Raw genomic sequence first — 14497 nt, forward strand, 5'->3', positions numbered from 1 at the left:
ACATGACACTGGAACAACTTATAGGCAATACGCGGCTGGTAGAATTGCAGCACATCCCAGTAAACAAAGGCGTAACAATTTATGGTAAACTTGAAGGTGATAACCCCGGGGGTAGCGTAAAGGACCGTGCAGCGTATGGTATGATTAAAGGAGCGCTGGATCGCGGTGATATCAAACGCGGTGATAAATTAGTAGAAGCCACCAGTGGAAATACAGGTATAGCGTTGGCGATGATCGCGCGTCTGATGGGATTGGACATGACGCTTATTATGCCGGATAATTCTACACGCGAACGTGTACTCGCGATGGAGGCCTATGGCGCAAACGTATTTCTCACTCCCGCTTCACGGACGATAGAATATTCGCGCGAGCTTGCAGAAGAAATGGCTGCACAGGAAGGATACTATATATTGAACCAGTTTGCGAATGCTGATAATTATAACGCACACTATAAAACTACCGGCCCTGAGATCTGGCGTGACACCGAAGGTAAAGTAACACACTTTGTTTCGGCCATGGGTACTACCGGCACCATCATGGGAGTGTCAAAATTTTTAAAAGAAAGAAATCCAGGTATACAGATTGTGGGTACACAGCCAACCGATGGTGCATGCATCCCCGGTATACGAAGATGGTCGCCAGAATATCTTCCGAAAATATTCGACCCACAGCGTGTAGATCGTGTGCTCGATGTACGCGAAGAAGATGCGCGCACGTTTACAAAAAGACTTGCCCGTGAAGAAGGTATATTAGCAGGCATGAGCAGTGGTGGTGCTCTGAGTGCAGCGATACAAATTGCCAGTGAATTAAAAGAAGGCGTTATCGTTTTTATAATCTGTGATCGCGGTGATCGCTATCTCAGTTCTGATTTGTTTGTCTGATCCACTGACTAATTCTTTTGATTAATAGCCTGGTACATTTTTACCGAGCACAATATCACGTTTGCCTACAAGCATGCCGTGTTTGTTTTTGGTTAATTTAATAATGCCGCTGCCACCGCGTTGTTTCTGATTGAGTCGTTCTTCTTTTGTAAGAATAGGATCGTCATCAAATAAATATTCATCAATCCAGTATTCCTGGATACCTTCTTCTTTAATGACAGGATGAATGTGCGCGGGATTTCCGCCTCCGGGATAAGGAGCGGGTTTCAAGGTATAGAATGTATACTTGCCGTCAGCACCGGTCTTGATCCACCCGCGGATATAGCCATGACGTTTGCCCCATCCGCTTTCATTCCCGCGAGTAGCGTACAAACCTTTTTGATCTGTATGGTATATATACAGAATGACATTCTTTGCAGGCGTTCGCCCATCGTGCTGATAGATGGTTCCGGTGATCTCCAGCTTGGGCCCCGGTTCCGAAAAATCTGGAAGCGTGTCAATCCTCGATAGTACTTTCGTTCCATATTCGAATATAGCTTCACATCCTTCACAATCACCGCCTACGAGACGTCCCGAAGATTGTGCACATCCTGCTATACAAACGGCAAAGCTTATATATACTGCTATAAAGATCGTTTTCATAATTTTTAAGAGTTGAATGTGAGATTGATGGTTGGCTACGCGTCATTGAAAATCAGAAACTGGCATGGTTTGATCAATAAATTCTGATCATTTGCTGGATTTACTTGATGAAAAGCAGCGGCCAGCAAGCCAGGTATGTCCTGGAAAGACCGACATTTGTGGGTATCTTGTAAAGCATGCATAACTTCTGGAAGTATAGGGTCGATCACGTATTGTTTTGGGTAGCCACCGTTGGCTTCCACATGTATACCCGCATGGATCTTTTTTATACCGCAGGGTGGGAGGCATTAGCATCGGAGATCGTGATACGCAACGGACTGCTGGCCGTGATGATCTATACACATCTGCTCTTTTTGGTGCCACGCTTTGCACAGAGACAAAAAATATTTCTATATGCAGGATCCGTCATCGCATTAATCATCGGTTACGCTTTGATCAAGAATATACATGGCGTATACGTTTTTAAAAGTATGCCGGGTGCTGTTGAGAAAAGTATTCTCGATCATACATATTATAATATCTCCATTGGCATTTTTTACCTCGCCTTTAGTGTAGCGCTTTATCTAAGCAAGGAGTGGTATATTCAGCGAAAGCGCATTCAGCAAATAGAAGTGGAGAAGCTTAATACTGAATTGGAATACCTCAAATCACAGATCAACCCGCATTTTGTTTTCAACTCTATTAATACAATTTATTTTCAAATCGATAAGCAAAATGTAACAGCGCGCGAAACGCTCTCTCGTTTTTCAGAGATGTTGCGGTATCAGCTATACGAATGTAATGGTAAAGAAATACCCATTGAAAAAGAGTTAACGTATCTTCAGAATTATGTGGCCTTGCAGCGTGTGCGCAAGGATGATAATTACAAGATTACATTTGAATGCAATGACACCGTACGGGATTTTACCATAGCTCCGCTGCTCATGATTGCATTTGTCGAGAACGCTTTCAAGCATGTGTCCAATTATACCGATCGAGACAACGAGATCACCATTAGGCTAAATAAAGTTGATACACTCTTTGTATTAAACGTTGTGAATACAAAGGATAAAATTCAGAGTAATGGCAAAGACACCGGAGGTATTGGCCTGAAGAATGTAAAGCGCAGACTGGATCTGCTTTACAACGGCAGGCATACACTCACTATACATGACCAGCCCGATATATATAGCGTTGAACTTCACATTCGTAAAGTATAAGCCATGAAACTCAATTGCCTCATTATCGATGACGAACCCGTGGCTCGTAAGGGAATGGAAGAGTATGTGAAAGAAATCGATTTCTTTAACCTCATTGATACATGCGAGAATGCCATGAAGGCTGCCGAGTATCTGCGAAGTGCCGAGGTTGACTTGTTGTTGCTGGATATACACATGCCGAAACTTTCCGGAATTGATTTTCTTAAATCCCTAAAGAATCCTCCCATGGCTATATTTACAACGGCTTATTCGGAGTATGCACTGGAGGGATATTCACTCGATATCATCGATTACCTGGTAAAGCCTGTTCCCTTTGATCGCTTTGTAAAAGCCGCCAGTAAAGCCCGCGATTTTTACCTCCTGCGACATCAGTCCGTGAAAAATGATCAGTCCTATTTTTTTATTAAATGCGATGGTAAATATGAGCGCATCCGGTTCGATGAGATCTTATATATAGAAGCCTTGCAAAACTATATTGTATTGCATACACCGTTGCGAAAGTATATCACGTATCTCACCCTGAGTGCTATGGAAGAACAGTTGCCGGTTCCGAATTTCATGAAAGTACACAAGTCTTTTATTATCGCGTTGGACAAAGTAAAATCCGTGGATGGAAATGAAATGATATTGCCCAACAATGGGAGAGTCCCGATCAGTCGCGCATTGAAAGATGAAGTGATGAACCGCATCCTCGGGAACAACCTGTTGAAAAGATAACCTTAACCACTGGTGTAAACACGTTTGAGAATCTGCGCCTGCACAGTAACTTCACCTGAAAAAAACTATGCGTCTCCCTCGTATTAATTTTGTATTCGCGCTTCTGTTCGCAGCAAATATAGTTCTGGCACAAGATCCTTTGCGTTTGCAAAACGAAGTGAACAAACTTGTTCTATCGGATAGTGCCGTTAAGGAAAAGAAACTTATTCTCTTTACCGGCAGTTCAAGCATCCGTTTTTGGGGCGATATAAAAGCATACTATCCGGAGTATAATGCAGTGAACCGTGGCTTCGGTGGATCGCTCACATCAGATCTAATATATTACTTCGATAAACTTATTCTTCCGCATCATCCCAAACAGATCTATATCTACGAAGGTGACAACGATCTTGCCGGAGGAAAAAGCCCTGAACAAATTCTTGCCGATACAGACAGTTTATTAAAATTGATTCGTACAAAGGTATCCAGAAAAGTACCTGTTCTGTTTATTTCACCAAAGCCAAGCCTGGCCCGGTGGAAACTGAAAGACCAGTATATCGCCTATAATCGAATGCTTCAGGACTGGACCAAGAAACAAAAGAATGTAAAGTATATAGATGTATGGACACCGTTGCTTGACGCAAGCGGTCAGCCTAAAAGCGATATCTTCATTGAAGACGGACTCCATCTGAATAAAAAGGGATATGAGATCTGGGCAGCAACTATAAAACCATATCTGCCATAAGGCTAGTGTGTAATTAAGTCTACGATTCGATTGTTGCTACATGAATTTGCAGAAGGAATAATTCTTTAGCCTGATACAGTTGAACCAATCGCTGTATTATTATGAATATCGAGAATGTAGCAAAAACACAATTGGACACTCGTCTCGCCAAAGCCAAACCAATTAAGCTGGGATGGTCGGATGATGAGACAGAGAGAATCGCCAGTGCGCTGAACGAATTGCTCGCCAACTACCAGGTACATTATCAGAAACTCAGAAACTATCATTGGAATGTGAAGGGTGCGGACTTCTTTGATTTACATGAAGAGTTTGAAACTTTATATACCGAGGCAAATCAGAATATCGATGAAATCGCGGAACGTATCCGCGTATTCAGCCATACACCGCTTAGTACGTTGCGTGATTACCTGGAGCACTCTGCTATAAAAGAAACCGGAACAGACCTTACGGCCGAAGTGATGGCGCGTGAAGTGCTAAGTGATTTCAGAATACTATTAGGATATCTGGTGAGTGTATTAAGCATTGTTTCCGAGCATGATGATGCGGGAACAGAACAGATGATAAAAGGATATATTAAGAGAATAGAGAAGCATCACTGGATGTTGACGGCATTCTTGGCAAAATAGTAATCGACAATTGATTCGGCATTAAGGAATAATTTTGTCAAAATTGCGTTCTGATTAAAATGCGTAGAATGACGGACCGACTGTGGATGTATTTGAAGGATACCTGGAATAGATTTATTTCTATATATAAAAATCAATCCCCTGTTAAAAAGATACTGCTGCCGGCAGGCTTTTTAGCAGGGGCTTTTATTGTTGGGATATTTTTAGTCTATATTCTTGTTTGGATAGGAGCGTTTGGATCGCTGCCCGGAAAAGAAGATCTCAAAGCGGTTGAAAATCCACTCGCGACAGAAGTATATAGTTCCGATAGCGTTTTACTCGGAAAATATTTTATTCAGGAACGTTCCAATATACAACATGCAGATCTTCCGAAACACCTGATCGATGCGGTGCTTGCTACGGAAGATATACGTTTCTATGACCATGGCGCTATAGATACTAAAAGTGTGATGCGTGTAATCGTGAAAAGTATATTGATGCAGAAGGAATCTTCCGGAGGCGGAAGTACACTGACGCAACAGCTTGCCAAGAATTTATACCCGCGCAAAAATTATTTCATGTTTTCCATGCTCATCAACAAGTTTAGAGAGATGATCATTGCGTCACGCCTGGAAGATATATATGATAAGAACGCTCTTCTAACGCTATATCTGAATACAGTTCCCTTTGGAGATAATACCTTTGGCATCGAAGCAGCAGCACAGCGGTTCTTTTCTGTTCATACAAAAGATCTTCGCGTAGAGCAATCAGCCGTGTTGATCGGCATGCTGAAGTCAACCTATTTTTATAACCCGCGCGTTTTTCCGGATCGTTCGCTCCAACGCAGGAACGTGGTGTTGATGCAAATGCGGAAATATGAAAAGCTCTCCATAACACAAGCGGATGACGCGAAGAAAGCTCCGTTGAAGCTTGCCTATAACAAGATCACACACCATACAGGATTGGCTCCGTATTTTCGTGAATATATACGTCCTGAACTTCGCGAATGGTGTAAGCTGCACAAGAAGCCAAACGGAGATCCCTATAATCTATATACCGATGGTTTGAAGATCTATACTACCATCGACTCCCGATTACAACGCTATGCGGAAGAAGCGGTATCTCAGCAGATGGCATCGCTGCAAAAAGTATTTCTGGGTCATTGGGGAAAGCGCGATCCATGGGGAAGTCAAAAGACCTTGCTCGATGAAGCGATCCGCAGATCTGATCGCTATAAAGCATTGATTCAGGAAGGCAACTCACATGAGGCTGCATTAAAGATCATGAAGACTCCGGTGCTTATGAGTGTCCTTACTTATAATGGTGAGCAAGAAAAAATGATGAGTCCTGTAGACTCAATTAAACATTACCTTAAATTTTTGCAGGCCGGTATGCTCGCGATGGAACCCAGACGCGGTGCTATACGGGTTTGGGTAGGAGGTATCAATCATCATTATTTTCAATACGATCACGTGCGTGAATCGACCAAGCGCCAGATCGGATCTACCTTTAAACCTATAGTATATGCTGCTGCGTTGGAAAAAGGTATAGATCCATGTGATTTTATTTCAGCTGCACGTATTGAGTATGATGAAATGGATGGATGGAGTCCGGAGAATTCAGAAGATAACTACGACCTCAAGTATTCGTTAACAGGTGGGCTCGCATATTCTGTTAATACCGTCTCCGTTCGTGTACTTGAGCAAGCGGGTATAGGTAATACAATTTCACTTGCACGGAAGATGGGAATTCAAAGTGACTTACCCGCTGTGCCTTCTATTGCCTTGGGAGTCGCAAATATATCCATGATAGAAATGGTACGCGCCTATGCATGCCTGGTGAACAACGGCAAAGAAGTAGAACCTTTTTATATCACTGCCATTGCCGATCAGCAGAACACCGTACTTGAAAAATTCAAACCCAATACAAAAACGAATCAAGCATTATCACCCGACAATGCACGCATGATGGTACACATGCTGAAGCATACCATTGACGAAGGCACCGCAGCAGGCATGCGTGTACGCTACGGTATAACTAACGATATGGCTGGGAAGACCGGCACAACACAGTCCAATGCAGACGGATGGTTCATGGCGATGACGCCACATTTGGTAGTAGGAGCATGGGTAGGAGCAGACGATCCACGCATACGCTTTCGCACCACTGCATTAGGGCAGGGTGCCCGAACTGCATTGCCTATTGTTGCTACTTTTTTTAAACGCGTAAATGCCGACCGCGAACTAGCCTATATTAGCCGCGCACATTTTGCAGATCTCTCACCATCACTTGAAAGCCGGATTTCCTGCGATCTATATAAATCAGACACAAATATATTCGAGCGCATCTTTGGCAAGAAGGAAGAAGAGAAAGAACAAAAGCAAACCTTCGGAACCCGCCCCCGAAAGAAAAAGAAGCCAGGCTTCTTCAAAAAACTATTCGGCAAAGGCTAAACAGTAAAGTAGTCTCAAACACATACAGATTAATACAAGTAGTCACGCCATCACCCTGTAAGCTAGCTATACATATATATGGAGCTTACTGTATTTATCTGCGAAAGTCTGCGCAATCTGCGGGAGAAAACCCAGAGTACATTTGTTAAACTACATCCATTATATTTAAGTGTCACAATTCTTGGCGCCTCTCTCAAGTATATAACCTACTTCATCTGCGAAAATCTGCGCAGTCTGCGGGAGCTAACACACCTGTTAAAATGCACTTCCGGATATTTAATGTCACCACTCCAGACGTCCACCTCAGGGTATATAACCTGCTAGGTTATCTTAAAAAAATCTGTACAATCCGAGAAAAAAGAGCCGTCTTTCAAAAATAATTCTCAATTAGTTTAACAAAACATATAGAAATCACGTACATTAGTCTTACAAAACATATAGAAATGGGCAAGGAATATCTTGGCGAATTTGAAGAACTCGTTTTAACAATGGTAGGTATACTGGCAGAAGACTCCTATGGTAACGCTATTGTTGCCGAAATAAAAGACCGTATCGGCAGAGACGTAAACCTCAGCGCCGTACACGTAACACTCTACCGACTCGAAGATAAGGGACTCATAAAATCACACATGGGCGGCGCTACCAATGCAAGAGGAGGAAGACGAAAAAGAATATTTACCATTACCAATGCAGGGCTTGCCATGCTGCGCGCTATGAAAGAAGTCCGCATGGACCTCTGGAAATTAATACCGCAATTGAAGATTGCAGGAAGCTGATGAAAGAGCCGCTGCGCGATCCGCCCCCTATACCACTTCGTTTTCTCGAATGGTTTTGTCCTCCGGCTTTATACGAAGGTATAGAAGGTGATCTGCTGGAACAGTTTGATATGGATATAAAAGCCCACGGGTATAAATATGCCCGGAGGCGACTGGTGTTGAATATATTTAAATTCTTTCGGCCCGGTATAATTCTAAGGAACAGATTTTTATTTCAATTAATCGACCTCATTATGTTTACAAACTACCTCATCGTTGCTTACCGGAATATACGGAAGAGCAAAGCTTTTTCAGCGATCAATGTTTGTGGTCTTGGTATAGGCCTGGCCGCCTGTTTGCTCATCTTTCAGTTTGTATCTTTTGAGTTGAGTTATGATAAGTTCAATGAAAAATTTGATCGCACCTATCGCGTGACGAATGACCGCTATCAAAATGGTAAACTTATACAACATGGCACCATCATGTATCCTACTATAGGACCGACCATGGCGAAAGACTACCCGGAGATAGAAGAGTATACCCGATTAATGCCAGGGGGTGAGTTAAACGTAAAGGTAAACGATAAAAATTACCGAGGCGATTACTGTCATTTTGTAGACGAACATTTTCTGTCCGTGTTTACGTTTCCGTTGTTAGCGGGTAACAAGACCACTGCATTGAAAGATCGCTTTAACATTGTGCTGTCGGAGAAAACTGCTAAGAAGTATTTCGGTCTTACTGATGGGAATTATACGGATATTATAGGCAAGACTCTATATTGGGGACTGGATGTTCAGCCCTACACTATATCCGGAGTATGTATGGACCCGCCTCCTAATTCACATATACAGTTTGAAGGATTAGTTTCTTACTCGACCCTGATAAGTGCAGAGGAGTCTGGTGCCGACAACAGTTGGACATGGTCGGACATGAGACATTATCTGGTATTAAAGCCAGGAGCAGACTATAAAGCCCTTGAATCAAAATTTGAAGCTTTCAGTGAAAAGTATTTCCAAGGTGACAAAGTATCGGGTAGTGTGGAGAAATTTTTCTTACAGCCTCTGAAAGACGCTCATTTATATTCCGATTATGAATATGATATCGCCAGGACTGCAAACGGAAAAGCTGTATGGGCCATGTTAATCGTGGCATTGTTTATACTCCTGATTGCCTGGATCAACTATATAAACCTCACCACGTCACGCGCTATAGATCGAGCCAAGGAAGTTGGCTTACGCAAGGTAATGGGAGCGGTAAAATCACAATTGATTAAACAGTTTATTTTCGAGTCATTCCTCATCACCGTGCTTGCGTTTGTGTTTGCATTTATACTGGTGATAACGCTTCAATCTTCTTTTAACCAGATTGTAAATAATAAGTTTTCCCTTGCAACGATTGTTACTTCCCTGAGCTCTGGCAATATACTCATCGTGGTGGCGGTTATTATAGCCTGTGTCATACTATCCGGGTTTTATCCGGCATTTATACTTTCATCGTATCAGCCTGCAGTTGTATTGAAAGGTAAATTTCAGCATTCGTCACGCGGGCATTTCCTGCGTAAGGCTTTGGTAATATTTCAGTTCACGGCATCTGCAGCGCTGATCACAGGCACCATCATTGTTTCACGCCAGCTGTTATATATGAATAGTGCCGATCTGGGGATTGATATACACGACACGCTGATTGTACAAGGTCCGGAGTTGAGCGGATACGATTCAACATTTATTCAACGTGCTGAAAGTTATAAACATGCGTTGTTGCAAATTGATGGTGTGGTAAACGCAGCGACTTCAAACAATATACCCGGTAACCGGTTAGGCAGATCGTTTGGTATACGGTTAGCGGAAGAACCCTCTTCTTCACACTACACGATGAGCAACATGGGTGTAGACTATAGCTTTTTTGATACCTACGATGTAGCGCTTTTGGCAGGAAGAAAATTTTTACCAACGGATCATAAAGTAAACTTCGATGATCTCAATACAGTGATCATTAATAAAAATGCTGTTAAACTCTTGGGGATTGACAGTGTTCAGAATGCAGTCGGAAAAGAAATTGTATGGGGCGGTGACGGCACTCGCAAGTGGACAATCGTGGGTGTAGTGGGTGATTTTCATCAGGAGTCTTTAAAGAAGCCCATGGAGCCTATGATCTTCAGACCATCGTATGGTGCTAATAATCCAACGTCAATTCGACTGAAGACTGCGGATACACAAAAGGTAATCGCTGATATTGAAGGTATATATAAGAACTTTTTTCCAGGAAATTCATTTCAATACTTCTTTCTGAGAGACAGTTATCAGCGGCAGTATAATGATGACAATCGCTTTGGAAAGGTCATCAGCATATTTACCGTACTGGCAATTATTATTTCCTGTTTGGGGCTAATTGGATTATCGTCCTATACAGCGGTGCAGCGCACCAAAGAGATCGGAGTTCGTAAGGTATTGGGTGCGTCCATCTATAGCATTGTAACGCTTCTGTCAGTTGATTTTATGAAGCTGGTATGCATTGCGGCCCTCTTGTCATTGCCGATAGCGTATTATAGTATGCAGAACTGGCTTCAGGGATATACCTATAGAATAACGTTAAGCTGGATGCTCTTTGTAATGCCTGTATTTGTGGTGCTGGTGATTGCGTTGTTTACAATCAGCGCCCAGGTATTGCGTGCAGCGATGTCCAATCCGGCTGACACGTTGAAGTATGAATGATCGTGTAGCAAAATGCCAGGTATGAACAAAGATAGATCAAAGCCATCTCCACCGGAGTTTGCAAGGAATTTTCTGGAGTGGTTTTGCCCTCCGGCCCTATATGAAGGTGTTGAAGGTGATTTGTTGGAAGAATTTGAGTGTGATGTTGAGCAGTGGGGAGAGAGAAAAGCAAGACGAAGATTTTTTTTGAATGTACTCAGATTCTTCCGGCCTGAAATCATTTTACGCAATAAATTATCATTCGCGGTAATGAATACGATCATGCTTGGAAACTATATTAAAGTTGCTGCGCGCAACATCGCTAAAAGAAAACTATATTCTTTTATCAACGCGTTTGGGCTCAGTGTCGCCATTGCCTTTTGTACACTGATATACCTCTTTGTCCAGGACGAGAAGAGTTTCGATCAATTTCAGGTAAATAAAGACCTGATATATCGTATTCATGATACGGGTTTCAATCTGGAGAAGTATAAAAGAGGCGAAGATCCCTACGAACGATTTGCACATTTGCCTGCACCATTGGGTTACGCTGCATTGGATGAACTGGCAGAAGTGCAGTATATGACGCGGTATAGCGAGGGCGGTGAAGGTGTTATGCGTTTCCAGGATAAAATATTGAAGCAAAAGTATATATCGGTTGATAGTGGTTTTTTCAGGATGTTCTCTTTTCCAATTCTGGCGGGTGACCGTGATCATCTTTTTAGAAATTTATCGGATGCCGTGTTAACGCCCGCCACCGCTAAGAAATACTTTGGTGATGAGGATCCGATTGGCAAGATGTTTACAATAGATATAGAAGGAGAGAAGACTCTGCGAGTAGCAGCAATTATACAGGCACCTCCAGCAAACTCCAGCATTAATTTCGAAATGATATTGCCGATAGAGGCTAATCCGTGGTTCGTTCGTAATCGCGAGCGATGGTCTAATTATTCTTACCCTACATTTATACAGGTATATCCTGGTACACATTTAAAAACGCTCAGCGATAACTTAAACCGGCTTTATGAAAAGCATGTTGACGTGGACACAAAGAAATGGCGCGTGCGTAATCTTGTTCCTGGTTTCAAAGGATATGAATATGGTCTTACTGCGTTGAACGATATTCATCTCCAGAAAAAGATAGATTGGCATAAAGTAAGCGACCCGCAATACTCATGGATATTGGGAGGAATTGCTATACTCATTTTGATCATCGCCTGTATCAACTATATAGCATTGGCACTGACAACGTCCGCTACGCGAAGAGTAGAAGTTGGTATCCGAAAGGTAGTAGGCGCACACCGGAAGCAACTGGTACAGCAATTTGGATTTGAGTCTATTATACTTGCATTGATTTCAATGATCATCGGCCTTGCACTTGTAGCACTCTTTTTACCTTTCTTTAATCAGTTTACCGGGAAGAACATTGAGCTTACCATTATTGGCATGCTGAAGGTTTCCGGAGTTACTCTTTTACTTTCAATGTTGGTAGGAGTATTGGCGGGTATATATCCTTCACTATATCTGTCAGGATTTTTACCGGCTGCTGTTTTGAAAGGGCGGTTCACTTCCAGGCTTCAGGCAAACTTTACAAAGCCGTTGGTGGTGTTTCAGTTTTTCCTGTCAGCTTCCATGATCATTTGTTCTGTTATTATGTACCGGCAGATGAAATATATTACGACAAAAGATCTTGGCTTTGATAAAGAGCAAGTATTGGTGATAGGAACACAAACTGGATGGAATGAACAAGCGGATCGCGCTGTTGAAAAATTCCGAAACACGACTAAAGGAGATCCTTCTATTCAGGGCGTAGCAGGTGCCAATTTTTCTTTCAATGGTGGATGGTCGCGCAATGGATTTCGTGTGAATGGTGAAGATAAAAATGCGTATGTATACCGTGTTGATCCTGAATATATACCGCTATTAGGCATTGAACTCGTTGCAGGCAGGAACTTTGATGAGCGTATAGCCTCCGATAGTAATGCGCTGATTGTTAACGAAGCGTTAGTAAAAGAAATGAATTGGGCAGATCCGTTAAACGAACACCTGAACTGGCGTGAGGATTCCGTAGGACTCGGTGCAAAAATTATCGGCGTTGTGAAAGATTACCATTTCATGTCGCTTGAGCGCAAGATCGAGCCCATGTTTTTGTCGATAAATAAAAGAGAGGTTGGATATACTACAACGATCCTCGTTAAAATCGCATCCGGTGATATACCCGGAAACGTTGAGCACGTAAAGGAAATCTGGACAACGTTATTCCCTGATAAGCCCTTTGGGTATACATTCGTAGATGAGGACGTAGCACACCAGTATGCATCCTATACCCGCTGGATGAATATAATGGGATTGTCTACAACCTTCGCGATCATCATTGCCTGTCTCGGGTTATTTGGTCTTGCCGGAATCAACGCAGTGAACCGAACAAAAGAGATCGGCATTCGCAAAGTGATGGGAGCGGAGCTTGCGAGTATATTTGTACTGCTGAACAAGCAATATATAGCGCTATCGGCTATCGCCTTTGTTATAGCAACGCCAATATCGTGGTATATTATGACGAAGTGGTGGCTTGCCGATTTTCAATTCAAGGTTGAAGTAGGGTGGGAGCTATTCGCGTTGAGTATGCTGGGAGGTCTGTCACTTGCGCTTATAACGGTAAGTTACCACGCTATAAAAGCAGCGTTGATAAATCCTGCGGTTACCTTGAAGTATGAGTGATTGGAAGAACAAAAGGGACAAAAAAAAGGTGGCTGAGGCCACCTTTAATAATATAGGTATAGGTGTTGCTTCTTACTTGACTCTTAGTCGTCTCAATATAGCATTCAAATCATGAGGTGGTTCACGTTTTACCCACGAGAAAGCGAATTTGTCTGATGATCCAATTCTGCTTCCGGTTGGTGGAATGGTAATGTTTTCAGAAGGAGAACCAAACGTTGTTCCTGATTTTTCTAATGTCTGAACTACTTGTGTACTGGCGATTGTCTCATTCGTCCATTTATTTTTGTTAGCGGCTGTATAGGTAGCTTCAAATGATTCAACACCGCTCTCGTCTTCGAGCGCTCCGTCCTTGAAATCTATAAAAGATACTGCAAAATCGAGCGGATCGTATGTGCCGTCATAGTATACATAACTAAATCCATACGCTGCGTATTGACTGGCGGATGGTATAAAAGCTATTTCAGGAGATTGATAGCTGGTTTGTGCGGATCCGGTTAAGATTCCCTCCCATGTCGTTGTGTTAGCGCCTGCTCTTACAAGCAAGTCCATGTCCGCCTGTTTGATATTATTAGGATCTGTATTATCCGGTGATTCCCAACCAAGGTAAACTATCAATCCATCTTCTTGTTCAATCAGGACTTCAGTTTCATCATCTCTTGTTATTTCAATATTTTCATTGTCAACATCGGTAATTTTAATTTCAATTGTTTCCGGATCAAAAGGATCAGTATTTACATCTGCATCTTCTAAACGCGTATCAGAGCCAATCAGAATCTCAATTATTCCTTCTGTCTCACCAGCTTTGATCTCTACTTCATCATGATCGCTTTCAATTCTATAGTCAGCTGCTGGAGTGCTGTTGGTTGCTGTCTCTTCGTCTTGAGCAGATCCGCTAAGTTCAAAGTCTATACTAATGTCCTCGCTATAGGCTTTGTCAAGAATTACTTTTACTTCAATAGTTCCGTCCGCTTCATTGACTGTTTGTGTTGCTTTTTCAAAGGAGAGTTTGGGTTTAACAAAAGGCTCATCATCGTCCTTGCACGATGACAGCCCCACACCCGTCACGATTACCGTGCTCAGGGATAAAAGTAAGAGTAGTTTATTTTTCATGAT

At 42.5% G+C, this 14497-nt stretch carries 11 protein-coding genes; 9 read left to right on the plus strand and 2 right to left on the minus strand.

The features are described from left to right. Window positions 1-2: 2 nt before the first annotated feature. On the plus strand, window positions 3-881 hold the full coding sequence (gene cysM / locus B5Y40_RS08930; protein WP_079686330.1) for a cysteine synthase CysM: 879 nt from the start codon (window positions 3-5) through the stop codon (window positions 879-881). Window positions 882-902: 21 nt separating this feature from the next. Here cysM and B5Y40_RS08935 read toward each other — a convergent pair whose 3' ends face one another. Beyond that, a complete protein-coding gene (locus B5Y40_RS08935) occupies window positions 903-1523 on the minus strand; it encodes a dioxygenase family protein (RefSeq protein WP_079686331.1) in 621 nt (206 codons plus the stop codon). A 176-nt stretch (window positions 1524-1699) separates the two neighbouring features. Here B5Y40_RS08935 and B5Y40_RS08940 point away from each other — a divergent pair, with 176 nt between their 5' ends. The 8 genes from B5Y40_RS08940 (at window position 1700) to B5Y40_RS08975 (ending at window position 13384) form a co-directional block, all read left to right on the plus strand. Beyond that, window positions 1700-2722, plus strand: coding sequence for a sensor histidine kinase (locus B5Y40_RS08940; protein ID WP_079686332.1), 1023 nt, complete (start codon window positions 1700-1702; stop codon window positions 2720-2722). A gap of 3 nt (window positions 2723-2725) precedes the next feature. Continuing rightward, window positions 2726-3439 (plus strand): LytR/AlgR family response regulator transcription factor, encoded by a 714-nt coding sequence (locus B5Y40_RS08945; RefSeq protein ID WP_079686333.1) that lies wholly within the window; start codon window positions 2726-2728, stop codon window positions 3437-3439. Between the two features lie 67 nt (window positions 3440-3506). Further along, entirely contained in the window at window positions 3507-4163 is a 657-nt protein-coding gene (locus tag B5Y40_RS08950; protein ID WP_079686334.1) for an SGNH/GDSL hydrolase family protein, read from the plus strand. Window positions 4164-4264: 101 nt separating this feature from the next. Then, on the plus strand, window positions 4265-4789 hold the full coding sequence (locus B5Y40_RS08955) for a Dps family protein (protein WP_079686335.1): 525 nt from the start codon (window positions 4265-4267) through the stop codon (window positions 4787-4789). A 68-nt stretch (window positions 4790-4857) separates the two neighbouring features. Further along, window positions 4858-7221, plus strand: coding sequence for a transglycosylase domain-containing protein (locus tag B5Y40_RS08960; protein WP_159453635.1), 2364 nt, complete (start codon window positions 4858-4860; stop codon window positions 7219-7221). 443 nt (window positions 7222-7664) lie between these two features. Continuing rightward, window positions 7665-7997: a PadR family transcriptional regulator gene (locus tag B5Y40_RS08965; RefSeq protein ID WP_079686337.1), complete on the plus strand. Its 333-nt coding sequence runs from the start codon at window positions 7665-7667 to the stop codon at window positions 7995-7997. After that, the gene (locus B5Y40_RS08970) at window positions 7997-10687 is read left to right on the plus strand and encodes an ABC transporter permease (RefSeq protein ID WP_079686338.1); all 2691 of its coding nucleotides are present in this window, start codon (window positions 7997-7999) and stop codon (window positions 10685-10687) included. The genes B5Y40_RS08965 and B5Y40_RS08970 overlap by 1 nt, the downstream gene beginning before the upstream one ends. Before the next feature lie 21 nt (window positions 10688-10708). After that, on the plus strand, window positions 10709-13384 hold the full coding sequence (locus B5Y40_RS08975; RefSeq protein WP_159453636.1) for an ABC transporter permease: 2676 nt from the start codon (window positions 10709-10711) through the stop codon (window positions 13382-13384). Window positions 13385-13456: 72 nt separating this feature from the next. Here B5Y40_RS08975 and B5Y40_RS08980 read toward each other — a convergent pair whose 3' ends face one another. Next, complete coding sequence (locus B5Y40_RS08980; RefSeq protein ID WP_143785663.1) at window positions 13457-14494, minus strand: hypothetical protein; 1038 nt, start codon at window positions 14492-14494, stop codon at window positions 13457-13459. Window positions 14495-14497: the final 3 nt, after the last annotated feature.

Origin of the sequence: Ohtaekwangia koreensis (assembly GCF_900167975.1) — a bacterium.
Lineage (GTDB): Bacteria > Bacteroidota > Bacteroidia > Cytophagales > Cyclobacteriaceae > Ohtaekwangia > Ohtaekwangia koreensis.